The sequence below is a fragment of the Vibrio gallicus genome, assembly GCF_024346875.1.
Taxonomy (GTDB): domain Bacteria; phylum Pseudomonadota; class Gammaproteobacteria; order Enterobacterales; family Vibrionaceae; genus Vibrio; species Vibrio gallicus.
The window spans coordinates 927,212-951,103 of sequence record NZ_AP024871.1 but is presented as its reverse complement, the minus strand read 5'-3'; the positions used below and the strand labels follow the sequence as shown (position 1 = coordinate 951,103).

At 44.4% G+C, this 23,892-nt stretch carries 21 protein-coding genes; 5 read left to right on the top strand and 16 right to left on the bottom strand.

Annotation, left to right across the window (positions count from 1 at the left end):
• Window position 1: 1 nt before the first annotated feature.
• From kdsB to OCU28_RS04330, 5 genes are read right to left on the bottom strand one after another with little or no spacing between them, the layout of a single operon-like run.
• Window positions 2-757: a 3-deoxy-manno-octulosonate cytidylyltransferase gene (gene kdsB, locus OCU28_RS04350; RefSeq protein ID WP_261817117.1), complete on the bottom strand. Its 756-nt coding sequence runs from the start codon at window positions 755-757 to the stop codon at window positions 2-4.
• Between the two features lie 2 nt (window positions 758-759).
• The gene (locus OCU28_RS04345; protein WP_261817116.1) at window positions 760-939 is read right to left on the bottom strand and encodes a Trm112 family protein; all 180 of its coding nucleotides are present in this window, start codon (window positions 937-939) and stop codon (window positions 760-762) included.
• Window positions 929-1,927, bottom strand: coding sequence for a tetraacyldisaccharide 4'-kinase (gene lpxK, locus OCU28_RS04340; RefSeq protein ID WP_261817115.1), 999 nt, complete (start codon window positions 1,925-1,927; stop codon window positions 929-931). The genes OCU28_RS04345 and lpxK overlap by 11 nt, the downstream gene beginning before the upstream one ends.
• Window positions 1,928-1,932: 5 nt before the next feature.
• Window positions 1,933-3,681, bottom strand: a complete 1,749-nt coding sequence (msbA, locus tag OCU28_RS04335) for a lipid A ABC transporter ATP-binding protein/permease MsbA (protein ID WP_261817114.1) — start codon at window positions 3,679-3,681, stop codon at window positions 1,933-1,935.
• Window positions 3,682-3,713: 32 nt separating this feature from the next.
• Complete coding sequence (locus tag OCU28_RS04330; RefSeq protein WP_261817113.1) at window positions 3,714-5,957, bottom strand: DNA internalization-related competence protein ComEC/Rec2; 2,244 nt, start codon at window positions 5,955-5,957, stop codon at window positions 3,714-3,716.
• An 8-nt stretch (window positions 5,958-5,965) separates the two neighbouring features.
• Here OCU28_RS04330 and OCU28_RS04325 point away from each other — a divergent pair, with 8 nt between their 5' ends.
• Window positions 5,966-6,490, top strand: coding sequence for a DUF2062 domain-containing protein (locus OCU28_RS04325; protein ID WP_261817112.1), 525 nt, complete (start codon window positions 5,966-5,968; stop codon window positions 6,488-6,490).
• 66 nt (window positions 6,491-6,556) lie between these two features.
• Here the strand turns inward: OCU28_RS04325 and lolE are convergent, their stop codons facing one another.
• From lolE to lolC, 3 genes are read right to left on the bottom strand one after another with little or no spacing between them, the layout of a single operon-like run.
• Complete coding sequence (lolE, locus tag OCU28_RS04320) at window positions 6,557-7,801, bottom strand: lipoprotein-releasing ABC transporter permease subunit LolE (protein WP_261817111.1); 1,245 nt, start codon at window positions 7,799-7,801, stop codon at window positions 6,557-6,559.
• A complete protein-coding gene (lolD, locus tag OCU28_RS04315) occupies window positions 7,798-8,490 on the bottom strand; it encodes a lipoprotein-releasing ABC transporter ATP-binding protein LolD (protein ID WP_261817110.1) in 693 nt (230 codons plus the stop codon). Before lolD ends, lolE begins: the two co-directional genes overlap by 4 nt.
• Window positions 8,483-9,691, bottom strand: a complete 1,209-nt coding sequence (gene lolC / locus OCU28_RS04310) for a lipoprotein-releasing ABC transporter permease subunit LolC (protein ID WP_261817109.1) — start codon at window positions 9,689-9,691, stop codon at window positions 8,483-8,485. Before lolC ends, lolD begins: the two co-directional genes overlap by 8 nt.
• 294 nt (window positions 9,692-9,985) lie before the next feature.
• On the opposite strand from lolC, the gene mfd reads away from it, so the two are divergent.
• The 3 genes from mfd to OCU28_RS04295 all read left to right on the top strand — a co-directional run bounded on the left by mfd (window position 9,986) and on the right by OCU28_RS04295 (window position 15,558).
• Window positions 9,986-13,441 (top strand): transcription-repair coupling factor, encoded by a 3,456-nt coding sequence (gene mfd, locus OCU28_RS04305; RefSeq protein ID WP_261817108.1) that lies wholly within the window; start codon window positions 9,986-9,988, stop codon window positions 13,439-13,441.
• Between the two features lie 75 nt (window positions 13,442-13,516).
• Complete coding sequence (locus OCU28_RS04300) at window positions 13,517-14,308, top strand: peptidoglycan binding protein CsiV (RefSeq protein ID WP_261817107.1); 792 nt, start codon at window positions 13,517-13,519, stop codon at window positions 14,306-14,308.
• 284 nt (window positions 14,309-14,592) lie between these two features.
• Window positions 14,593-15,558: an ATP-grasp domain-containing protein gene (locus tag OCU28_RS04295; RefSeq protein WP_261817106.1), complete on the top strand. Its 966-nt coding sequence runs from the start codon at window positions 14,593-14,595 to the stop codon at window positions 15,556-15,558.
• A gap of 232 nt (window positions 15,559-15,790) precedes the next feature.
• Here OCU28_RS04295 and OCU28_RS04290 read toward each other — a convergent pair whose 3' ends face one another.
• The 6 genes from OCU28_RS04290 to hinT all read right to left on the bottom strand — a co-directional run bounded on the left by OCU28_RS04290 (window position 15,791) and on the right by hinT (window position 20,868).
• Window positions 15,791-17,080 carry an NAD(P)/FAD-dependent oxidoreductase gene (locus tag OCU28_RS04290; protein ID WP_261817105.1) on the bottom strand — a complete coding sequence of 430 codons (1,290 nt, stop codon included), beginning with the start codon at window positions 17,078-17,080 and terminating at the stop codon, window positions 15,791-15,793.
• A 294-nt stretch (window positions 17,081-17,374) separates the two neighbouring features.
• The gene (gene ycfP / locus OCU28_RS04285) at window positions 17,375-17,914 is read right to left on the bottom strand and encodes an alpha/beta hydrolase YcfP (RefSeq protein WP_261817104.1); all 540 of its coding nucleotides are present in this window, start codon (window positions 17,912-17,914) and stop codon (window positions 17,375-17,377) included.
• A 214-nt stretch (window positions 17,915-18,128) separates the two neighbouring features.
• Window positions 18,129-18,719 (bottom strand): penicillin-binding protein activator LpoB, encoded by a 591-nt coding sequence (gene lpoB / locus OCU28_RS04280; protein WP_261817427.1) that lies wholly within the window; start codon window positions 18,717-18,719, stop codon window positions 18,129-18,131.
• A gap of 9 nt (window positions 18,720-18,728) precedes the next feature.
• Window positions 18,729-19,118 (bottom strand): YcfL family protein, encoded by a 390-nt coding sequence (locus tag OCU28_RS04275; protein WP_261817103.1) that lies wholly within the window; start codon window positions 19,116-19,118, stop codon window positions 18,729-18,731.
• A complete protein-coding gene (locus OCU28_RS04270) occupies window positions 19,118-20,518 on the bottom strand; it encodes a COG3014 family protein (protein ID WP_261817102.1) in 1,401 nt (466 codons plus the stop codon). Before OCU28_RS04270 ends, OCU28_RS04275 begins: the two co-directional genes overlap by 1 nt.
• Window positions 20,518-20,868 carry a purine nucleoside phosphoramidase gene (gene hinT / locus OCU28_RS04265; RefSeq protein WP_261817101.1) on the bottom strand — a complete coding sequence of 117 codons (351 nt, stop codon included), beginning with the start codon at window positions 20,866-20,868 and terminating at the stop codon, window positions 20,518-20,520. The genes OCU28_RS04270 and hinT overlap by 1 nt, the downstream gene beginning before the upstream one ends.
• A gap of 310 nt (window positions 20,869-21,178) precedes the next feature.
• Here hinT and OCU28_RS04260 point away from each other — a divergent pair, with 310 nt between their 5' ends.
• Window positions 21,179-22,345: a DUF1887 family protein gene (locus OCU28_RS04260; protein ID WP_261817100.1), complete on the top strand. Its 1,167-nt coding sequence runs from the start codon at window positions 21,179-21,181 to the stop codon at window positions 22,343-22,345.
• Between the two features lie 60 nt (window positions 22,346-22,405).
• On the opposite strand, the gene udp is transcribed toward OCU28_RS04260, so the two are convergent.
• Both udp and OCU28_RS04250 read right to left on the bottom strand, forming a co-directional pair.
• Window positions 22,406-23,176, bottom strand: a complete 771-nt coding sequence (gene udp, locus OCU28_RS04255; protein ID WP_261817099.1) for a uridine phosphorylase — start codon at window positions 23,174-23,176, stop codon at window positions 22,406-22,408.
• Between the two features lie 173 nt (window positions 23,177-23,349).
• Window positions 23,350-23,766 carry a CBS domain-containing protein gene (locus OCU28_RS04250; RefSeq protein ID WP_261817098.1) on the bottom strand — a complete coding sequence of 139 codons (417 nt, stop codon included), beginning with the start codon at window positions 23,764-23,766 and terminating at the stop codon, window positions 23,350-23,352.
• Between the last annotated feature and the right edge of the window lie 126 nt (window positions 23,767-23,892).

Sequence of the window (23,892 nt, the reverse complement as noted above, 5' to 3'; positions counted from 1 at the left end):
TTTAGTTACTGCTGGCGAAGATGCGTCTTACTTCATCAAGGTCTTGCTGAGTATCCACACCAGCGGCAGGCGCTACCTTAGCTCGCTCTACATGGATTTTCTCTCCATACCACAGTACACGTAATTGCTCGAGTGATTCAATACGCTCAAGTGCAGAGGGTTGCCAATTGATATAGGTATTGATAAACCCAGCACGGTAGGCATAAATACCAATATGGCGCATTAAAGGTTGGCGGAGTGTGTTCTTATCTGCGGCAAACTGGTCGCGATCCCACGGGATAGTAGCGCGACTAAAGTACATTGCATAACCTTGTTCATCTGCAATCACCTTCACCGCATTCGGGTTAAATGCCTCTTCTGCACTCTCAATATCTACCCCTAGTGTCGCCATCGGCGCATCACTTTGGGCAAGATTATTCGCGACTTGAGTAATGATCTGAGGTGGGATTAATGGCTCATCCCCTTGAACATTCACCACGATATGTTCATCGCTGATACCCATCTTTTGCACCACTTCTGCAAGGCGCTCAGTCCCTGATTCATGGCGACTTGACGTCATGCATACCACACCGCCAAAACGCTTAACCTCTTGGGCTACGCGCTCATCATCGGTTGCAACTACCACTGAGTCCGCACCCGCTTGCAGTGCTTGCTGGTATACACGCTCAATCATGGTTTTACCACAGATATCAGCTAACGGCTTTCCCGGTAGACGTGATGATTGATAGCGAGCAGGAATGATTACCGTAAAAGACATACTTAACGACCTTCGTCTATTGTCATAATGCGAGCTTCAGGCTCCAATAACACAGGAATGCCTTCTTTTATTGGATAAGCTAAGCGATCAAACTTGCATACAAGTTCTTGTTTTTCTTTATCAAATGCCAGCTTACCTTTACATACTGGACAAGCTACGATTTCTAGCAGTCTATGATCCATATTCCTTTAAAACCTCATTAATCTTATCTAAAACGGTTGTCGTATTGCGTGATGATATATTGGCTGAAACCGGTAAATACCACCAGTTCGAATGTGCAAAATCACGACATTTAACCGCATCTTTTTCTGTCATAATTAAGGCATCACTAGCTGTCATTAGTGGCTGAATATCGTCGGCTGTCAGAGCCTTGTGATCGGTAAAGCCTTTGCAAGTGATAACATGGGCTTGCATCTGTTCGAGGGTATTGAAGAATCTCGGTGGATGTCCGATTGCCGCGATTGCCGTTAACCTTCCAAGCTCAGACACCACTTTTTGCTCACCAGTGACTAGGTTAATAGCAAGATCAGGAGCAAGGCTCATGGCAAATTCGCCTGACTGCGCCGTCCCACCATTGGTAATCAAAAAATCGACCTCAGACAAGCGTTGAGTAGACTCGCGCAGTGGACCTAGAGGTATCAGATTCTGATTACCAAAGCGGCGCACCCCATCGATCACAATAAATTCAATATCTCGAGCCAAAGCATAGTGTTGTAACCCATCATCACACACTACAACATCTACCCCATGTTCCAATAATGCTTTAACGGCTTGCGCTCGCACAGGATCAACCATAACCGTGGCCCCTGTGCGCTGAGCAATAAGTTTAGGCTCATCACCACAATGCTCTGCAGGCGTTTGATTGCCCACTAATAGCGGGTAGCTTGGGGCCGTGGCCCCATAACCTCGCGAAACAACGCCCACCTTTAAGCCTTGTTGCTGTAATAGCTCAACTAGCCATATCACCACCGGAGTTTTGCCATTACCACCCGCGGTAATATTACCTACCACAATCACAGGCACCGGTGCTTTATACACCTCACGTTTGCCTGCCATAAACTGCTGTTTGCGGCGGCGGCTAGCGGCGGCAAATAATAAGCTTAATGGCCACAATAGTGGCCAAAATAGAAAACGTAGCGGATGGCGACTAAACCACAAAAAATGAACCACGTTTATTAGCCACCGAACTGGATGCGATGAAGTTGTGCATAAGCTTCATCTTTCTCGATAAGCTGTGCGTGCGTACCGCGCTCAACAATCTCACCCTCATCAACCACTAAGATCTCATCAGCACTCTCGATGGTAGACAAGCGGTGTGCAATAACCAGCACCGTTTTATCTTTTTGCAGCTCATCTAATGCCGATTGAATAGCGCGCTCTGATTCAGTATCTAAAGCCGAGGTTGCCTCATCGAGTATCAGTACTGGTGCGTCTCTTAACAGTGCTCGTGCAATCGCGATACGCTGACGCTGGCCACCGGATAAGCTTGCACCATTCTCACCTATCATGGTATCCAACCCATCAGGCATGCGCTCGGTAAACTCTAAGGCGTGTGCCAATTTAGCCGCATGCTCAATCTGTTCGCGGCTATATTCACCCTCAGCAGCATAGGCAATATTATTGGCTATAGTGTCGTTAAACAGATGCACGTTTTGCGAAACCAGAGCAAATTGACTGCGAAGATTCTCAAGACGATAATCACGAATATCGTGTCCATCAAGGTCTATTTCACCATCGTCTACATCATAAAAACGGGTAAATAGATTAGCGATGGTACTCTTACCGGAGCCAGAACGTCCGACTAAGGCCAAGGTTTTACCCTCAGGAATGGTAAAGCTAACGTTACGTAATGCAGGCTTTTCTTTACCTTGGTAGCTAAAGGTTACATCCTTCACTGATACATTACCCGTTGCACGCTTAACTTCACGCTTACCTGTATCCGTCTCAGTATCAAGGTCCATGAGACTAAACAAGGTGTGCGCTGCTGCCATACCGCGTTGGAAATCCGAGGTCACATTGGTAAGTGATTTTAGAGGACGCATTAAGCCAAACATCGCTGAGAAAATCACAGTAAACGTACCAGGCGTTAAATCAGCACGAATCTGATCAATACTGGCAAGATAAAGCACAGCTACCAATGCAAATGAAGCGATAAGCTGCACGATAGGGTTTGCAGCAGCTTGCGCGGAAACCATCTTCATACTCTGCTGACGCATGCGGTTAGAAACGTCATCAAAACGCTCTCGTTCTACCTGCTGGCCACCATAGCTTAATACAACTTTATGTCCCTTTAGCATCTGCTCGGCAGATGAGGTCACTTGCCCCATCATGGTTTGCATGTTCTTACTAATCTTTCTAAATCGCTTAGAAACCTTACGAATAGCAAATGCCACAAATGGCGCAACAACCAGTAACACCAATGACAGCTGCCAGCTATTCCAAAACATAAGGGTCAAAAGACCAATAATATAAGCACCTTCACGAACCAAGCTAACCAATGCTTTACTGGTTGCACTGGCTACCTGCTCACTATCGTAGGTAATACGTGATAGCAACCCACCGGTAGATTCACGGTCAAAGAAAGGAACGGGCATGTGCATAAAGTGGTTAAACACTGCGCGACGCATTAGCATCACCACATTGCCTGAAACCCAACTCAACCCGTAGGTGGAGATGAATCCACTTATCCCCCTTATGATAATCATCGCAAGGATGATCCAAGGCAGGGTTTTTAAGAAATTAGATTCAACATCACCAAAGCCTTCATCAAGTAATGGCTTTAATAGGGAAATCATATAGGTATCTGCTGCCGCGTTTATCACTAATGCGATAGCCGCCACAATCAACCCTAATTTATACAGACGTATGTATTTCCACAAACGCTTGAAAGTTTGCCAGGTAGATTCGTCTGAGAAATTTGACATAGAAATTGCTTTATTTTTTATTCAGTTACTAATCATTCTACTCCCTTACGCAAAATCTGCCTATACCAAGCTTCATATTGTCTTCCCCGATAAGTGCGAATGCTCATATTTTGGTGGAAAAAACGCACTTCAACACGCCCATACTGTGCAGTATCTAACCAATTACTTCCTGATTTTAGATACCTTTGTTTAATTTTAGGTGCCGGAAATTGCCATTTGCCTGCTGCTGATGCTGATGCAATTGCAACCTTTGGCTTGATGCGCTCAATAAATCGCCAACTTGAAGAGGTGACACTACCGTGATGTGGCACCAAAACCACATCAACAGCGGATAACTGTTTCTGTAATTGATACTCAACCAACAGATTAATATCTCCCGTCAACAACACCGTATGCTGCCCATCGCTGATTTCGATAACACAGGAGTGTGGGTTATAAGCTCGATAAACGGTTATTGGCGGCCACAGAATCCTCACCGTTAACCCCTCCCACCACCAATGCATTCCTCGTAGACATGGTAAATAGCCTGATTGTTGTTGCGAAGAAAATCTCATTGGCGGGGCAAGGGAATCTGAAATAATCGTTGCCCCACCACTGTGGTCATTATCCCAATGGCTGACAAACATGCCTTCGAGATCTAACGATTCGTAGTTCAGTACCGGCATGACCACCTGCTTTGCCATACTGCCCGTCGACCAGCTTGCACCGGTATCATATAGTAAAGCCTTGCCATTTCGATGAACAAGTACCGCTAAACCGTGTCCCACATCCAGTACATCTAACTTCCAACTCAGCGGCGCCTGATAGCTTGATGCAGTCAGTAGTAAACAGAGCAATAGCCAATGGCGATAATATAGAATTAAACCACCTAATATGGCTATCAAAACAGTAGCCGTAATAAATTTAGGCGCATCAATCCACAACTCAGGGCTTACCCACGCTAAAGATTGAGCGAGTCCGGAGAGTAATTGGTCAACTCCGCTTAATATCATTCTCGCCCAGTTCTCGTTTAAACCCATAGTTATAAACGACAAGAACAGCGCTGGTACCACGATCAACGAAACCAAAGGAATGAAGACCAAGTTGTACACAAAGGACACCACAGAGAACCCGCCTAGGATCCCTATTGACAATGGGATTAACGCTACCGATAACAACAATTGAAGGGCGATGGCTCGTAGCACCAAATAAGGCACCAGTACACAGACTCGAGTAACAACAAACAAGGTCGCAACGGCTCCAACGCTCAACCACAAGCTGTTATCTAAAGCAGAGTTTGGAGACAAGGCTAAAATAACCGCCACAATCAAATATAATAGATGCCATCTGGGCAATCGTAGTTGCGCGTAGCAGGTAATACTCCAGATAGCGCACATCAACAGCGCTCGTTGCGTTGGAACGCTAAAACCCGCTAACCATGCATAAAATAGAGCCGTTCCCATCGCCAATATGAAAGGAAGCCAGATTGCCCGCCCATAACAGATACGAACAGCGCACCCTATTCCCCACCCAATCCCAAATGCCATTCCTATATGTAGCCCCGATATTGCAATCAGGTGTGCAAGTCCGCTATAACGCAGTTGCTCCCATAAGTCGCTATTGATTTCGCTTCGTTCGCCAAACATCAACGCCAGCATCAAGGGTTGCTGTTTAAATTCACGACTTAATTGATAGAATTTTTCAAACACCCGTCCGCGCAGGTTGGCTTTACCGACCCGTGCGACTACCTCTATAACTTCTGCGGTTGCGAGTAACTCGCGGCTTGCAAAATGCTTCTCTAAGTCGAATCCCACACCATTTTGTAATCCCCGTACAGGTTTTAGCTTGACCCGAACTTTCCATATTTCACCGAGTTTGAACGGTATATGCTGGTCATTTGCAGAGGATAGTTGATGGGTATCATGCTTTACTCGTAGCATAAGCCTCCCTTTCACCGGAGACCCGCAGTGATTGACTCCACTAAATGATACTGGTGATGTTGCAAAATAAAGATTCGCTTTAAAGGTACTTTCAATCTCAACATCTATGGTAATATCTGAACCACAATTGAATAAGGTGTTGGTTTGTCTCACAAATTGAGAAACGTGTACTAGACTAACCACTGTTGCCAACAAAACGGCATGCCCCATCGGTATTTCGAAGCGGCGGCAACACACTAGCGCTAGAACAAGCAACGGAATTAGCCATATAGCATCAGGAAAGATGTGCCCATTCATTGTCACGACAATAGTCGTAGAAAACACAATCAAGTTTCGTTTAGCTAATAAGAGAGCCATATTCCCTTATGCCTAGAAAATTTATTCAACGCTTTATGCCTGACCATGAAGTCATCAAACGTCAAAAAGCGCTTCGAATATTCGGGAATGTACTGTACAACCCAAACCTATGGGTTTTGAACCGTCGCTCCGCCTCAGGTGCATTTGCTGTTGGTCTATTTATGTGCTTTGTTCCTCTGCCTAGTCAGATGATCATGGCCGCTGGACTGGCCATACTATTTGGTGTAAACCTACCGTTATCAGTAGCGCTAGTATGGATAAGCAATCCGATAACCATGCCGATTATGTTCTATTTTGCGTACAAGATAGGCTCGTTGTTGATGCATGTACCGCCACAGAGCTTCCATTTCGAGCTATCATGGGATTACCTCGTATCACAGATGTCGACTATCGGCCCTCCGTTTCTACTAGGATGTGCTATCTGTGCTGCTGTATGCTCAATTACTGGTTACTTTGGCATCCGCGCGTTGTGGCGCTATTCAGTAGTTCGCAGCTGGCAAAAACGGAAACTCAAGCTCAACCCGTTCTCATAACACTAGCTACAAAAAAAGCGCTACTCATGGAGTTAGCGCTTTTTTAATACTTTATTCAGTCTTAGTTTATTTCGAACTCAACACCATAGCTGGGTTCAGCCTTGCCGCTTTTCGTGCGGGAAACCAAGTTGCAATCAAGCTTAGCAATATCGCGGTTCCCGAGACCAAAAGTACATCACTGCTATGCACCTCAGAAGGCAGGAAATCTATAAAATAGATATCTCCGGATAAGAAATGGTGCCCAATCAGCGCCTCTACACCTTTGATTAACACCGTAAGATTTGACGCAACAACCAGCCCCAATATGCTGCCAATTATTGCACCCAATACCCCAGAAAAGACCCCTTGCCACATAAATATTGCTTTAATTAGTGAGTCTTGCGCCCCCATAGTACGCAAAATTGCCACCTCAGCTGCGCGATCTTTTACTGCCATCATTAAGGTCGACACAATATTAAAGCTAGCCACCCCAATCACTAGCACCATGACTAGGTACATTATGGTTCTCACTGTCTGGATATCGCGGTAGATATAACCAAAATCCTGCTGCCAAGTATTGATATACACATACAAGGGTAACGTATTTCCCAAGCTGCGCATTAACGGCTGCGCATTAAATACATCGGTCGTTTTAACTGAGATCCCGTTTACTGTATCTCCCATAGCTAAATACCCTTGTGCATCAGCAAGGGGGACTAGTGCTAAGGAATGGTCGAGTTGACCGCCTAGAGAGAAGATCCCAGATATCTTCACTCGTACCCTCTTAGGTGCTTGGGTACGACCATTTTGTGGAGGACTTGGGATCATAATCGAGATGGCATCACCAACTTTCACTCCAAGCTGATTCGCCACCCCTTGCCCAAGGATCATATTCCGATCGCCTGCTTTAAAGGAGTGCCAAGCATCTCCTTTAACAAAGCGATACAGATCAGAAACCCCCTGCTCTAAACTAGGGTCAATCCCTTGTACCTGAACCGCTTTCAGATGGGTGCCTTTTTCGGCTAACGCGGTAAACTTCACAAACGGCGCCGCGGCGACAGCCTGGGGTTTATTTTGGATATATTTAACCAACGCCTGCCAATCCTCTATTGGCTTGTTGACTGCGGTAAAGTTCCCATGGGGAACCACAGCTAACACCCTATTTTGCAGCTCCCTTTCAAAGCCATTCATCGCGGACAAACCCACAATAATGACCGCAACCCCAACCATAATGCCAAGGGTTGAAGAAAGTGAAATAAAGGAGACCATTTTATTGCGTTGTTTGGCACGACTAAAGCGCGCTCCAATAAATAGAGAGAGCGATGAAATCACGAAGCGCCCTCTTCACTTTTTAACAACAGACCATCTTGCATATGCATTTTTCTGTCCATTTTACTCGCCAATTCACTATCGTGAGTAACCACTAAAAAAGCAGTGCCTGATTTTTGATTAAGCTCGCGCATAAGATCATAAATATCTAACGCAGTACTGTGGTCTAGGTTACCTGTTGGCTCATCAGCAAGTACCAAAGCCGGTTCATTAACCAAGGCTCTAGCGATGGCAACCCGCTGTCTCTCTCCGCCAGACAGCTCCGAGGGTCTATGCTCAAGGCGGTGTTCTAGCCCTACTTTTTTCAGAAGCTCAATCGCTTTTTGCTTAGCCAGCTGTGGTTTTGTGCCACCAATAAGTAAAGGCATTGCAACGTTTTCAACCGCAGAAAAATCCGCTAAAAGATGGTGAAATTGATACACAAAACCGAGATATTGATTACGCAGTTTTGCCTGCTGATTTGCGCTTAGTTTATCTAGAGGTTGTTGCTGAAATTGCACCCCACCAGCACTTGACTCATCAAGAGCACCTAAAATATGCAATAGCGTGCTTTTGCCTGAACCGGAGCTGCCCACGATAGAAACTAGTTCTCCCGCTTTAATATCAAAGCTCACCCCTTTCAGGACTTCGGTATCCACACTGCCTTCACGATAAACCTTGGTTAGGTTTTGACAGCTTAATAAGTTACTCATATCTCAATGCCTCGGCAGGTTTAACGGATGCTGCCCGATAAGATGGAAAAAGGGTTGCAAGAACGCTGAGAGCGACTGCAAGACCTACTACTATTGCAACCTGAGAAGGCTCGACCATAACCGGTAGTTGCCCACCATAAGCATATAGAGACGCTCCAAATGCCTGTAAGATCGAATTTAGATTGCTCGCTAATAACATTCCGAGTAGCCCGCCACATACCGCGCCAATCACACCACTACTTGCACCTTGCACCACAAATACCGCCATGACCTGTTCTTGACTCATACCTTGCGTTTTTAGAATCGCCACTTCAGATTGTTTCTCCATAACCACCATGATTAATGCTGATATAATATTAAATGCCGCTACACCTACGATAAGCCCGAGCATCAAGCCCATCATATTTTTCTCCATTTTAACCGCCTGAAATAGCTCGCCCCTTTGCGCTCGCCAATCTTGCCATTGCCATCCTTGAGGTAGCTGAGTTTTAGCTAAGCTAGAAACCATAAATGGGTCATCTAGATATAGTCGCCACCCACTGACGGTATGCTTTGGCAAACGAAGTAAACGTGCCGCATCCTCTATATTGGTTACCATCAGTTGGGCATCAATATCAGAGCCGGTATTAAAGATACCTGCGATAGTAAAATTACGCTGACTCGGGATACGACCAATTGGTGAATACTGACTTGCATTAGTCACTAACAAACGAACCTTATCGCCTTGAGTTACCTTTAATTGACGAGCTAGCGTATGCCCAATCAATATCCGATATTTGCCCGCTTGCAGGGCATCAACGCTACCTGAGAGCATAAACTCTCGTAGCGGTTCATCGGGCGCACCGTTAATACCTACCATCTGTCCTGCCATAAGGTGGGAAGGGCTTTGCAGCACCGCTTCACCTTCGACAATAGGCACGATTTCATTTATATGGCCCAATTTGGAGATAAAATCAGGAGGGGTCGCGGACTCAGGTGTTCGCCCACTTTCCATGCCGATAATCGCTTGTGGTAGCACGCCGAGTATTCGACCTTTAAGTTGCCCTTCAAAGCCATTCATTACTGATAAAACAGTAACCAAAGACAGCACCCCAATCGTAATTCCCGCAGTGGACATATACGAAACAAATTGGCTAAACCTATCACCAGAGCGGCCCTGTAGGTACCTTAAGCCAATAAACAAAGAAACGGGTCGAAACATATATATATCCATAATGTGTGGTGCTTCCGCAGCCAAAGGGCTAGCTTGACCCATTACTGTAACGACTATCTGCAATTCACTTCAAGTAATGCTTGGTTTTTATTGAGGTATGCAGAATTTTAAGGGTATTTTTTAAAGCCATAGCCCGATCTGAACCCAATATTGACTGCCAGAAAGCAAGATTGACCTAATTTTTGAGCGGTTGCATCGTATTTATCCGTTACTGGTTGATATGTAAGCGTGGTTTACGATAATGATAATCTACTTAGGGCGTGTAGGAACCACACACAAATTATGGACAAGCAAACCTTGCTCTCTCTTCCCGTTGCCAATGCGGCCGGAGACAAGAAACAGATCGGCAATCTTCATGGTGCATCTTTAGCTATCGCGATTTCAGAGCTAGAACGTGCCCATCAAGGGCCAGTACTGCTCATTGTTAATGATCCGCAAACAGCATTAAAGCTGCAATCAGAGGTTGAGCAATTTAGCCAAGCTCCGGTCACACTATTTCCTGATTGGGAAACCTTGCCCTATGATAACTTCTCTCCTCATCAAGAGATAATATCTGACCGTATCGCGGCTCTATATCAAATGCCTACTCTAGACAGTGGCATAGTGTTGGTTCCTGTCAGCACCCTTTTGCAACGCCAGTCGCCACGAGAGTTCTTACTTCAGCACACCTTAATGGTGAAGGCCGGTGACTTATTCTCATTAGATAAACTGCGCCTACAGCTTGAGAAGTCTGGATACCGCAATGTAGACCAAGTATTTGGACCGGGTGAATATGCAAGTCGTGGGTCAATACTCGATCTTTTCCCTATGGGTAGTCAAGACCCGTATCGGGTTGACTTCTTTGATGATGAAATTGATACCATCCGCACCTTCGATCCGGAAAACCAAAGAACCATAGAAGAAATCGACCAAATTCGATTACTTCCCGCGCACGAGTTCCCAACTGACGAAGAGGCCATCGAAGATTTTCGTATTCGATGGCGTCAACGCTTTGATGCACGACGCGAGCCTGAATCAGTCTACATGCAGGTTTCTAAGGGAGTCTGGCCGGCCGGTATCGAATATTGGCAACCGCTATTTTTCGATAATACCGAAACCTTATTTGACTATATGCCAGACAGCACCCTAATGCTCAGTGTTGGGGATACTGAAGCGGCAATTGATACCTTCCTAACCGACGTCGAGTATCGTTTTGAACAGCGTAAAGTTGATCCCTTAAGACCACTTCTAGAACCAAAATCTCTATGGCAGGCCAAAGATGAGCTTTTTTCCCATTTAAAAAAATGGCCTCAAATAAAACTGGGAAAAGAGTCCATAGGTAACCGTGGCGGTAAGTGCGACCTCAGCATTGAACCCTTGCCGGATATGGCCTCGAAACAGCAAACTAAAGAGCCAATGAGCGCGCTACGCCAATTTAGTGAAAGCTACGCAGGTAAAGTTATTTTTTCAGTTGAGTCTGAAGGTCGCAGAGAGGCGCTACTAGAACTACTTAAACCGGTCAAGATCAAACCTAAGGTATATCAATCCCTCAAGCAAGCTCTTGATAGCGATGATAAATTCGCTCTCATTCTTGGTTCATCTGAGCACGGCTTTTTACATCAATCCCCTGATTTTGTCATGGTATGTGAGAGCGACTTATTGGGTGACCGCGTTATCCAACGCCGTAAAAAAGATAAGCGAGCGGTTAACAGCGATACCATTATTAGGCACCTAGCCGAGCTCAAGCCCGGTCAACCGGTTGTACACTTAGACCATGGCGTAGGTCGCTATCTGGGACTGCAAACCCTCGAAGCAGGCGGAATAAAAACCGAATATGTCACCCTTGAATATCAAAATGAAGCCAAGCTGTATGTCCCGGTAGCGTCGCTTAATCTTATCAGTCGTTACTCTGGTGGTGCCGAAGACAAAGCACCGATCAACCGACTTGGCAGTGAATCATGGGGTAAAGCAAGACGCAAAGCGGCGGAGAAAGTGCGCGATGTCGCCGCTGAACTACTGGACGTATACGCAAAACGCGAACTCAAGCCTGGCTATAAGTTTACCCTTGACCGTGATGCCTATGCTCAATTTAAAGCCGGCTTTCCGTTTGAAGAAACCGACGATCAGAACCAAGCTATCAATGCGGTTTTATCTGACATGTGCCAAGCCAAAGCTATGGATCGCTTGGTATGTGGCGATGTAGGCTTTGGTAAAACAGAGGTTGCTATGCGCGCAGCCTTCCTTTGCAGCGATAACGCCAAACAAGTCGCAGTTTTGGTACCCACTACGCTACTGGCGCAACAACACTTTGAGAACTTTCGCGACCGCTTCGCTAACCTCCCAGTACGAGTCGAGGTTTTGTCTCGCTTTAAAAGCGCCAAGGAACAAAAACAGATCCTTAGTGACGTCGCAGAGGGCAAGGTTGATATCATAGTCGGCACCCATAAACTGCTTCAAGATGACATCAAATTTGCGGATCTTGGACTGCTTATTGTCGATGAAGAACACAGGTTTGGGGTAAGACAAAAAGAGAAGATGAAGGCAATGCGCTCAGATGTCGATATCTTGACCTTAACCGCCACCCCTATTCCAAGAACTCTGAATATGGCAATGAGTGGCATGCGCGATCTTTCCATTATCGCCACCCCACCAGCTAGGCGTTTAGCCATCAAAACCTTTGTCCGCCAAAGCGACGATGCTGTAATTCGCGAAGCGGTGCTGCGTGAAATTATGCGTGGTGGACAGGTTTACTTCCTACACAATCAGGTTGAAACCATTCAAAAAGTCGCCGATGATCTTACTAAGCTCATTCCAGAAGCGAGAGTAACCACCGCACACGGACAAATGCGCGAGCGGGAACTGGAAACGGTAATGAATGACTTCTACCACCAAAGATTCAATCTGCTGGTGTGTACTACCATTATTGAAACGGGTATCGATGTACCGACTGCCAATACCATTATTATGAATCGAGCGGATAATCTTGGTCTGGCTCAGATGCATCAATTACGTGGCCGTGTAGGACGCTCACATCACCAAGCTTATGCCTATATGCTGACCCCACACCCTAAAGCAATAAGCAAAGATGCCGCTAAACGCCTCGAGGCTATCGCATCTTTAGAGGACTTAGGCGCAGGGTTCACGCTAGCGACCCACGACCTTGAGATCCGTGGCGCAGGTGAATTACTGGGGGATGAACAAAGTGGTCAAATCCATTCGGTTGGCTTTACTCTATATATGGAGATGTTAGAGCAAGCCGTAGCGGCGCTAAAAGAAGGCAAAGAGCCATCACTAGATGACCTATTACGCGAGCAAACCGAGGTAGAGTTACGTATTCCAGCCCTACTCCCTGAAGATTTCATTCCAGACATAAACACCCGTCTATCGCTATACAAGCGTATTGCTAGCGTAGCGAACCATAATCAACTAACCGAGTTGAAAGTAGAGCTTATAGATAGATTCGGTCCTCTACCTGATGCAACTCAGAACCTATTGCAGGTTGCGAAGATAAGACTGGCTGCGGCAACGATTAAGATCGATAAGGTTGAAGCACATGAAAAAGGCGGCTACCTAGAGTTTTATCCCGATGCTGACATTAACCCAATGTATTTGGTTAAACTGTTACAATCAGAACCCCAGAAATATGCCATGGATGGGCCGACTAAAATCAAGTTTATCCAGCCACTCGCAGACAGGCGGGAGCGGATTAATTTTGTTGTCGACCTCATTGATCGCTTCGCTCAAAACCGAGCCGCTTAAATCAATTCTGCGAGTTCGTGAAAAACTGATACAATTCATTAAGATAAACGGCAATAAACAAGCTATGGAGCCAAAATGAAGAAATTTATCCCACTACTACTATCGCTAGTACTGCTACCTAGTCTAGCTATGGCAAAAGGGAGACAATTTGATGTTGAAGTACTGATCTTCAAGCGCGTGGTTGACGCCGAGAAAACTCAAGAATCTTGGCCTGAGACTCCACCGAAGATCGATATGACCGGTGTAGAACCGTTTAGCAACCACGCCTATCGCCAAAAGAAAGGCGCGCAAATGCTATCGTACAGCCACTATAAGTTGCTGAAAGAACGCGATAAGCTCAAGCAACATGCTGGATTTGAGGTACTGTTGCATAAGGCATGGCGCCAAGGTGATAACGGACGCGCTAGTGCTCCTAAATTCCATATCCAAGCTGGGCATGACTTCTCAAAAGAGTTTCATCCAGATGGCACCAAAATTGGTAGTGAAAAGAGCGGCAAAGCCCTTGATGGCTCATCGGTTGTAAAACCACTTTATGAGCTAGACGGAAAGCTTCAAGTCTACGTGCAACACTACCTATTTGCTGAAACCGCTCTAAATCTGCGTGAACCAAGCGTAAAAAGCGTAACCTTTAAAGAAGTCAAACCTGACGAACTTAAGGATAGCGAAAACTTTGCAGTACTTGCTGATACAAGCAGCAATACCGTCCAATCGGGTAACCTAGAAGACGTATCTCCGAAAAAAGAGGTCGTTACTTATCTCAAGGATTATCGCATGCAGCAGAAGCGTCGTATGCGCAGTGGTGAAACCCATTACCTAGACAACCCATTGATGGGCATGATAATTCAAGTGCGTCGAGTACAAAATTAAGCTCCCCCAATACCCACTAGGCTGCCTAACAAGGCAGCCTTTTTTATATCCCCATATCACCAAAAGAACACCAAAAGCACCAAAAGGGACACACACCTCTGTAGTGGCTCCATTCAAAACTCAACGGGACACACACTTCTATATAAACCTAACTCACACCATAGACACTAAAGCTATAAATTAGGCTGATCTCATATACTAAATCACATATTGCTACTGGCTTTTACATACAAATTTGGCAATCTATTCAATCAAGGATTGGTAACTAAATTTAAGGAAAGCGTATGAAGCCCATCTATATTCTGCACGAAAACGAAGAATGGATCGTCCCACTCCAGCACGCCTTTGAAAAACTCAATGTGCCAGCCAAAGCATGGTTTGTGAATCAAGCCCATATCGAGTTTGACTCTATCCCGGAAGATGCTATCTACTATAATCGAATGAGCGCTTCCTCCCATACCCGCGGTCATCGCTACGCACCCGAACTCACACGCGTTATCGATAAATGGCTTAGCTTACACAATGTTACCGTGGTCAATGGTAATGGTGTGATTGACCTTGAAGTATGTAAAATTTCTCAATATGCAGCACTGCAAAAAGCAGGCATTGCTACACCTAGAACGCAAGCTGTCGTTGGTAGTGAGCTCATCGTATCTGCCGCTGAAAAATTTAATACTTGGCCGCTGATTATCAAACCCAATCGAGGTGGTAAAGGTCTCGGAGTTGAGAAGTTTAATTCAATCAATGAGTTAAAGATCGCACTTCGAAGGCTAAAGGAAGATGCCCCACTCGACGGGATCTGGTTACTTCAGGAATATATCCAATCAGAGCAGCCCTACATTATTCGCTGTGAATATGTAGGTGGAAAATTTCTATATGCGGTTAAAGTCTCAACTGAAGGTGGGTTTGAGCTTTGCCCGGCAGATGGGTGCGCTATTGAAAATACGTTCTGCCCTGCATTTGAACACGAGCAACCATCACAGAATCACACAGCCGAAAAATTTGAAGTTACAACGCAACTAGATAGCTATCCTCTAATCAAACAGCATGAGCGCTTTTTGTCCGACAATCATATCGATATTGCAGGAATTGAGGTTATTTGTGACGCAAGCGGCAAGTGGTACTCTTATGATGTGAACACCAATACTAATTACAATTCAAAGGCAGAAACCCGAGCTGGGTTACCTAAGTCAGGGATGGAAGCCATTGCCGATTATCTCGTCCAACTAGCGGAAAAAACTAATCTCTAAATATCTAGATGGGACAGGCACCTCAGTAGTTAACACTTAATCAGGTGCCTGTCCTGAGATGTTGATTACACCGCTTGCAACAAATTAAACGGGACACACACCTTAATTATGGTGTGTGTCCCGTTTTGTTTTTGGTATTTATTGTTTCGCTAGGAAGTGGATTAGGGTACAAAAAACCTCAATAATTAAGATGTAATTATTGAGGTTTTTTCAAACTGGTAACTGGAAAGAGTTAGTGAAGCTTAAGGTTTGGACGCAATACACGGTTAATTCGACCCACTAACATCATAAGTGCTGTTTTAAAGGTGCCATGAAGTGCCATTTGATGCATTCGATACAATGATATATACGCTACGCGAGCAATACGCCCCTCGATCATCATAGACCCCTTAGTCAAGTTCCCCATTAAACTGCCTACGGTAGAGAATCGGCTTAACGATACTAATGAGCCACGGTCATTGTAAGTATAATTTGTAAGCGGTTTATTGTTCATCATCGCCATAATATTTTTATAGGCATGGCTTGCCATCTGGTGGGCTGCTTGCGCCCTTGGCGGAACAAATTTACCATCTTTTTGCGTACACTGAGCTAGGTCACCAATGACAAATATCTGCTCATCACGAGTCGTTTGCAGGGTCTCTTTTACTACTAACTGATTAATACGATTCGTCTCAAGTCCAGCTATATCCTTAATAAAATCAGGAGCTTTAATACCAGCTGCCCAAACCATTATTTGGGCTGGGATTTTATCACCATCTTTAGTTGTTAGGCCGTCTGGTTCCGCTTGAGTCACCATAGTCGCAGTGCGTACATTTACACCTATTTTGGTTAACTCTTGATGAGCAGATGACGAAATACGTGTAGGTAAGGCAGGTAAGATACGCTCGCCCGCTTCTACCAAGTTAACATTTAGTTTGCTTGAATCGAGGTCACCAAAGCCGTAGTTGCGCAGCTCTTTAATCGCATTATGTAGCTCTGCCGATAGCTCAACACCTGTAGCACCCGCACCTACAATGGCGATATCAACCGACTCTTGCCCCGAGTTTGCGTGTAGTTTGAGGAACTGATTATTCATCTCTTCACGGAAGCGATGCGCCTGCTCAGGACTATCTAAGAATATACAGTTTTCACGAACACCAGGGGTATTAAAATCATTAGACGTAGAACCAATCGCCATCACAAGGAAGTCATACTCAAGTTCACGCACTGGAATTAAGAGTTCACCTGAAGTATCTTTCAGCTCATCAAGAACAATTACTTTTCGTTCACGATCGATGTCAGAAAGGCTACCCATCTGAAAATCGAAACCATGATTTTTGGCATGAGCGCGATAACTCAATGCATCAACACCAGCATCAAGTGAACCCGTAGCGACTTCATGCAGTAAAGGCTTCCATAAATGGCTCGCCTTACGATCCACTAAGGTTACTGAGTTTTTAGAATCACGTCTAAACTTTCGCCCTAATTTTGTTGCCAACTCTAATCCGCCAGCGCCGCCGCCAACAATTATGATTCGTGCCATGTGAACACTCCTTGATACTGCAATTTAATTAAAAGATTCATACCTAAGTGAGTTCACTTATTGCTTTCAAAATTACTTAGGTATAAAGCCCTGAAACCATCATTCTGCTTTTAAACTTTTTTTGATCTAAATCAATTTTTGTTTAATTGGCATTATATCTAAAAGTATCGTGCGAGCAATATCTATATTAAATAAACCTTACTTTAATTAATGAATTAGTATTTAAAAGTGTTAAACACGCACAAAAAAGCCGCTAAAAAGCGGCTTTTGTCATACGATATTGACTAAGGAATTCTATGCTTCCTTAAATGACTTCATCGTTTGCAAATGGTGGGAAATTTTCTTGAACTTGTGGGTTTCGTTCTCATCCCAAATGATTTTATAGTAATCTTGCAGCTCAGAAGCCGTGATTTTATTATCATGAACCTCATCTTGCTCTGACAGAATCACTAGGCAGTGTTCCTTGTTTTTGATGCGATACTGCTCAACACACTTAGTTGCTATGTCATCATACTCTTCAGGGCGATCAATACGTCCTAACATAGTGCGCTCTGGGTGAAGGTTTGGATTGAAAATGACCTGTTTAATACCACACAAAAAGCCGATTCGCTCTGCCCAAAATCCACCTAACCCTACTCCACAAATTATAGGGTTTGCATCTTCTGAAGACTCTATAGTCTTGTGCACCTCTTTCAGAAGGTGGGCCATATCATGCTTAGGATGAAGTGTGCTGTAGTTGATAAAGCGAACATCATCGTCAATAAACTGCAGTTGCAGTACTTTTTCGTGGTTCCCTGGGCTGGTTGAGTCAAAACCGTGAAGATAAATAATCATGAAGCCGTCCTTGTTTACGACACTATTTAAGTCGCTTTAGCCTGCGATACTATTAAATTTAACACGAAATGAAGGCAGGGAAAGTAGTCACATAAAATTTATTGTAAAAGCTCTGCTAAAGCAGCAAAGTAAAGGATAAAAGGTTGATCTTGGTCTGATTTTATTGATAACTCTCAATAAAAAAGGCCAGTGATACTGGCCTTTTATTAATCGATTATAAACCCAATAAGCTCTTCGACTGCTGTTTGCGAATCTCTGTCTCATCGGCCCATTCAATTAAACCTGTTTTCAAGTCCATCAAACGCATGGTCATTTTATAATAGACGTCTTTATCACTGCCTGCTTCTTTGACAATACTAGACAGGTTGCCATAAAGCATATATTGCGCACCAACCATTTGACCGAACTGGATAGCGCTTGATTGATCAACTAGTTCATCGTTATTTTGGAACTTGAGTTGCTTACGCACTGACTCTACGCGGTCCATATCCACAAAACGGAACTTTCCAGAATTGAGCATTTTTGTTGAGACTGAGTCTGTAATAGATTCGGTATCAATATGCTCACTCGTTTTATTTTTAATGCGCTCTACAAACACAATCGGACGTTGATCCTTAGTGATTGCAGCCACTGAACCTGAGTTCAGCATGCTATCTACCATCTCAGCAGCAATTTTTTGCAAGTCTGTTGAACCAAAGTCAACGGTAGTCGTTTCTACTGCTTGCGCATCACCGTAGTTAACCTTATTTGAACAGCCGCCAAGAATGACCGCTAGACCCAACAGTGCAATGACACTTTTCTTCATCATATTTCCTTAATTGTCTGCTTCTCGAACTTGAACCCTAAATTGGGTTCCTTCTGGATTAATTGAAATCTCGGATAGGGTTCGTGTTTCGAATCCCCTTACAACGTCTTGGCGCCAAGCTGAGGGTTTGGTATTTACCTCCAACCCGTTATCGTCATACCAATAAAAACGATATTGAATACGAAGATCTGCCTTATAGTTGCTACTTACAGTCACGATACCACGTGTACGACCATCTTTTTCGACCGTCGAAATATCATCGATAAGTAAGCGGCTGCCCAGCACGTTATCACCAAACAAAACCTTCTGCGATTTGCCATCAACTCGCAGCCCGGCTGTATTAGTTGCACAACCTGCGACGCTCAATATTGCAATCAATACAAAGATCCATTTTTTCATTAAATTGCCCCTAACAATTTATGCCAAATAGTGACGTTATTTCCCTGACGTGATAGCCACACTAGAGTTGTTTGCCCACTACGTACAGGGAACTCATAGCGAGTTCCTGCTACAAAAAGCTTATGTTGCCCTTCATTTAGTGTAGCACCAGAGCTATACACCGTAGCGGGTAATGATTGCCAGCTTCGGGTATCAGGCTGCTCAGTTAGGGTGTTAAATACGTTAAACACCACATTCGCAATATCATTTCCTGAGGCCGTCTGCTTACGCACCTGATCTTTTGTAACAGTGCGCAGCGCCTGTCTCAATAAAATCTTTGGCATCTGCTCGGAAAGTTGGTTGCTCGCCATAAGGTTCACATCAACCAGCTCATCAGCAACTATACCGTTACCATCTAGTTGCAACGCACCAAATCTCTGGGTGGCGTTGTCATCATAGTAAGGCAAAGCGATAGAATAAAAACCTACATCGCCACGACTGTCATAGATAGGTAAAGTAAGGCTCCAATCACTCATTGCCTTCACCACACCACGCTCATCTAATATAATGACCCGCCCTTCCCCTTTAGGAAGTGGCTTATATGCGCCATACTGCTTATTCAGTAGTGCTAGATCTTGTCGCATGCCAAGTTCAGTTGCTACCCTTAAGGTACCATCAATAACTTGTTTATTGTGCGGCGCAACGGCCAGTGCACGGCGGTAGTCAACATAAGCACCATTCGGGTCGCCTTGCGTCTCATAAAGAAGAGCTGATAAATAAAGCAGATAACCATTCTGTATTGCTTTTAGTTTATCTCCGGCATCCGGGTAGCGCGAAAGAACACTACCCAAGTTTGGGCTCAACCCGTTCTTCTTCATATCTGCTTGGGCAGATTCCAAATCAGATTCTCGTTTCTTACGAGCTCGCTCTTGAACTTGATTAGCACGGCGCATTTCAACCAGTGCACCCTCTAAACTATTCTTTTGAATGTAGTTTAAGCCTAGATATAGATGTAAAAATCCGAGTTCATAGTCTGCTGGTTCGTAATTGGTGAGGTTGTCGTTTACAGCTAATGCTCCAACGCTGGTTGCGGTTTCGCTAATCGAAATCACTGCCTGATTTTGCCATTCTTGCACCGCCTTATCGCTACCTTCAAAAGCAGATAGGCTCTGCGGATAAGAAGCTGCAAGAAAATCAACGCGACCCCGCTCTAGGTTATCTAAAATGTCACCCGCTCGCTCTTCAGGCAACAGCTGTTGCGCTTTTAGATAATATCCAGACTCTAGCGATTGATACACGTCATGATTCTGTGCGGTATAATGGCTAAATAAATTTCCAGCTGACAGCGACGCACAGGCACTCAATAGTGCGCTACAAACTACAATTGAAGCTGTGCGATACATGCGTTTTCTATCTTTCATTAACCAACCAGCATCGGTCCTAGCGGCTTACCACCCACTAAATGCATATGTATATGGTAAACCTCTTGCCCGCCATAAGAATTGCAATTTACTATCAACCGATAGCCATCGGTTGCAATGCCTTCATCTTTTGCAATCTTGGCGGCAACCGTAAACATACGTCCTAATGCTCGCTCGTCCTCTTCCGTCGCATCATTAACCGTGGCAATAACATGGTTAGGCACAATCAAAATATGCAAAGGGGCGCGGGGATTAATATCCTGAAATGCAGTAACGAGTTCGTCTTGATAAATCAAATCTGATTTGATCTCTTGGCGTATGATTTTACTAAATATTGTTTCTTCAGCCATGCTATATCTCATCTCAATTTTGACAATGATACAAGAGTGCACCATGGTTAAGGAAATTGCAATTACATCAAAGATGTAGGGGTAAGTAGTAAGCATATTAAGTCTTAACCAAAAATGGTCACTTAGATTTATTATCCTCATCAATACTTGCAATTTCATGCAAAAAGCTCAATCTTTTGCATGTTCCCTAAACATTGGCACCTAGTGTTCATTTAGGGACAGCGCACGCTCGATTTCAATTTAAAGTGCTATGTCAGCACTTGATTTTCTCACTTTTATAACGTGCGCCTCAACTAAAGAGGTACAGGCTATGCCCGTTCAAATTGGTATCATAGATCAAGACCCAATACGCTTGGTTACTCCCCTTCTAGATGATAGAGCGGTCAGTCGTCATATGATTTTCATTGGCGATATTAATCAACACCCTATGTTTGAGAAATTAGCTGTGGTATTGAAAAAACGAGGGATTGTTAGTGAATTTTTCGAGATTCCAAACGTTTCTAATACTGCCTTAATTAAAGCTCGTGTATTAGAGCTGGCAAAACGACTCAAAGAAAATGGTGACCCTGTAAAATTTAACGCAAGTTGTGGGTTGCGACACCGGTTACTATCTGTGTATGAAATAGTGCGCAGCTTCGATTGGCCAATATTCGTGGTTGAACCAAACACAGACAGACAAAGTTGGCTCTACCCTGAAGGCCTAATTGATGCTCAGGTTCAAGACCATATTCGTATTAGCGACTACCTCACTATATTTGGCGCGCAGGCCGAGTTTCCTATCGAAGAGGAAATGATCCATATTGATGAAGTGCTATTGACGGTATGTGAAAAATGGGCAAGCCATGCTCTAGAGTTGGGGCCTGGTCTTGCTACCCTCAATTTTTTAGCTACCACCTGTCGCAAAGAGCACAAGCTTGATGTTGAGCTAAGTATCAAGCAACAAGGGTATAGAGAACTCAATATCTTGTTAGATGACTTAGTAGGCGCTGAACTCGCTGATTATAAAGACGGGGTATTAACATTCCATTCTGAAAAAGCACGACGCTTCTCAAATGGTGAATGGTTGGAATCATTAGTGCATGCCCATGTACGGAAGATACAAGCTGAGCTTTCAACCTTACAAGATTGCTCACTCAACGTTCAAGTTAGCCGCAAGATTGGAGATAAAGAGGTTCGTAATGAGCTTGATGTCGCAACCGTAGTCAACAACAAGTTGCACATTATCGAGTGTAAAACTAAGGGGATGCGTGATGATGGCGATGATACCCTTTATAAATTGGAATCGTTACGTGACCTTTTAGGTGGACTGCAAGCTCGCGCAATGCTGGTTAGCTTTAGACCACTTCGCCACAATGATATTACCCGTGCAACGGATTTAGGGCTCGCACTTATTGGGCCTGATGAACTAAAAGACCTCAATCATTACCTAAAAAATTGGTTTCTAGCCGCAGGTGGTACTGAAGACCTGCCTTATTAAATAAAATCCCCTTCCAAACTGTATATAATCAAGGTTTTGGGAGGGGACTTAGATTCACAGCTATTGCGTAAGCACTTTTCTTGCCGCTTCCACTACCGTTTTAATAGATAAAGACTCTATCTCTTTCATCTTCGCTGAATCAGGGATCTCTTGCTGCGTACGATTTATAATAACCCCCGCAACACAACCTGCTTTCAATCCGGAGCTTGCACACATGGTTAGTAACGTGGCTGACTCCATTTCAAAGTTGAGTACGCCCATCTCTTGCCATTCTTGCATAGAGCCTTGAAAACGTCGGACTACGCGCCCTGTCGAGGTGTCGTAACGTTCTTGACCGGGATAAAAAGTGTCACTAGACGCTGTGACACCGGTATGGACCACAGCCCCCTGCTCAACTGCAGATTCCTTCATTGCTAATGCAATGTTGAAATCCGATACTGCTGGAAACTCCATTGGTGCAAAATGCAGGCTTGCGCCATCTAGGCGTACCGACGCTGTAGTAACTATCATATCTCCTACATTAACATCGGCTTGAATTGCGCCTGTTGTACCGACACGTAAAAAAGTAGTCACCCCCAATTGGGCCAGTTCTTCAACTGCAATCGATGTTGATGGACCACCAATTCCCGTCGAACACACTACTACCTTGTGCTTATCGATTTGTGCAAGATATAAGGTATATTCGCGATGACTGGCAAGAAATTGAGGATTATCCATGGTATCAGCAATGCGCTGAACTCGCTCTGGGTCTCCGGGTATAATTGCCAGAGTTGCACCTTGTAAATCTGCTTGATTTACGCCTAAGTGAAATACATTTTGTTGGGCACTCATAGTCGCCTTACCTATTGATCATTTAATTAATTATAAGTTAGATAATTCTGTAGCTTAGCAAAGTGAGCATGCTCACAACACATAGGGAAACTTACTCACCATTTTCACACTTAATCGTTTGCTGTCACAAAAACGCCACCGCAAAAGCGATGGCGTATTAGATAGTGCAACGATTAAACCGGATGCTGGAAACAGGCATCAATAGATTCACCTAAAGCGCGTAGTACATCACTTCGAGTAATAATCCCAACCAATCGACCATCATCTACCACTGGGTACACCTTAGGTTTACCGACTTTCATCATCTCAACTAACTCAATAATAGACATATCAGGTGCGACACTAAGTACCTCTTTATACATTACATCCGCGACAATATGGGTATCTTGGCAGTGATAGCTCACTTTAACGAGCTTTTCGAGTAAGTCCTGTTCAGATAGGAAACCCACCACCTGCTCGCTTTCATCAATAACAGGCCCGCTGATTTTATCGCTCTGCATGACTTTGTTAAGCGCTGCTGACAATGACATATTAGGTGTAAAGGTTACCGCTTGGTGGGACATATAGTCTTTGACTTTCAATGATTGCATCAGGGACTCCTTTCCAAAACTTATCTATACCACTTAAGTGTCGACTAAATTTCCGAAATTACTAGAGTTAGTTGGAATTTAGTTTGCATACTGCTGATCTAACAACTGCAGCAATCAAGAATTAAA

What these genes read in the sequence shown, in the direction of transcription:
- kdsB (WP_261817117.1), bottom strand. Translation starts at nt 757, where the DNA reads ATGTCTTTTACGGTAATCATTCCTGCTCGCTATCAATCATCACGTCTA.
- OCU28_RS04345 (WP_261817116.1), bottom strand. Translation starts at nt 939, where the DNA reads ATGGATCATAGACTGCTAGAAATCGTAGCTTGTCCAGTATGTAAAGGT.
- msbA (WP_261817114.1), bottom strand. Translation starts at nt 3,681, where the DNA reads ATGTCAAATTTCTCAGACGAATCTACCTGGCAAACTTTCAAGCGTTTG.
- OCU28_RS04330 (WP_261817113.1), bottom strand. Translation starts at nt 5,957, where the DNA reads ATGGCTCTCTTATTAGCTAAACGAAACTTGATTGTGTTTTCTACGACT.
- OCU28_RS04325 (WP_261817112.1), top strand. Translation starts at nt 5,966, where the DNA reads ATGCCTAGAAAATTTATTCAACGCTTTATGCCTGACCATGAAGTCATC.
- lolD (WP_261817110.1), bottom strand. Translation starts at nt 8,490, where the DNA reads ATGAGTAACTTATTAAGCTGTCAAAACCTAACCAAGGTTTATCGTGAA.
- lolC (WP_261817109.1), bottom strand. Translation starts at nt 9,691, where the DNA reads ATGTTTCGACCCGTTTCTTTGTTTATTGGCTTAAGGTACCTACAGGGC.
- mfd (WP_261817108.1), top strand. Translation starts at nt 9,986, where the DNA reads ATGGACAAGCAAACCTTGCTCTCTCTTCCCGTTGCCAATGCGGCCGGA.
- OCU28_RS04300 (WP_261817107.1), top strand. Translation starts at nt 13,517, where the DNA reads ATGAAGAAATTTATCCCACTACTACTATCGCTAGTACTGCTACCTAGT.
- OCU28_RS04295 (WP_261817106.1), top strand. Translation starts at nt 14,593, where the DNA reads ATGAAGCCCATCTATATTCTGCACGAAAACGAAGAATGGATCGTCCCA.
- OCU28_RS04290 (WP_261817105.1), bottom strand. Translation starts at nt 17,080, where the DNA reads ATGGCACGAATCATAATTGTTGGCGGCGGCGCTGGCGGATTAGAGTTG.
- ycfP (WP_261817104.1), bottom strand. Translation starts at nt 17,914, where the DNA reads ATGATTATTTATCTTCACGGTTTTGACTCAACCAGCCCAGGGAACCAC.
- lpoB (WP_261817427.1), bottom strand. Translation starts at nt 18,719, where the DNA reads ATGAAGAAAAGTGTCATTGCACTGTTGGGTCTAGCGGTCATTCTTGGC.
- OCU28_RS04275 (WP_261817103.1), bottom strand. Translation starts at nt 19,118, where the DNA reads ATGAAAAAATGGATCTTTGTATTGATTGCAATATTGAGCGTCGCAGGT.
- OCU28_RS04270 (WP_261817102.1), bottom strand. Translation starts at nt 20,518, where the DNA reads ATGAAAGATAGAAAACGCATGTATCGCACAGCTTCAATTGTAGTTTGT.
- hinT (WP_261817101.1), bottom strand. Translation starts at nt 20,868, where the DNA reads ATGGCTGAAGAAACAATATTTAGTAAAATCATACGCCAAGAGATCAAA.
- OCU28_RS04260 (WP_261817100.1), top strand. Translation starts at nt 21,179, where the DNA reads ATGCCCGTTCAAATTGGTATCATAGATCAAGACCCAATACGCTTGGTT.
- udp (WP_261817099.1), bottom strand. Translation starts at nt 23,176, where the DNA reads ATGAGTGCCCAACAAAATGTATTTCACTTAGGCGTAAATCAAGCAGAT.
- OCU28_RS04250 (WP_261817098.1), bottom strand. Translation starts at nt 23,766, where the DNA reads ATGCAATCATTGAAAGTCAAAGACTATATGTCCCACCAAGCGGTAACC.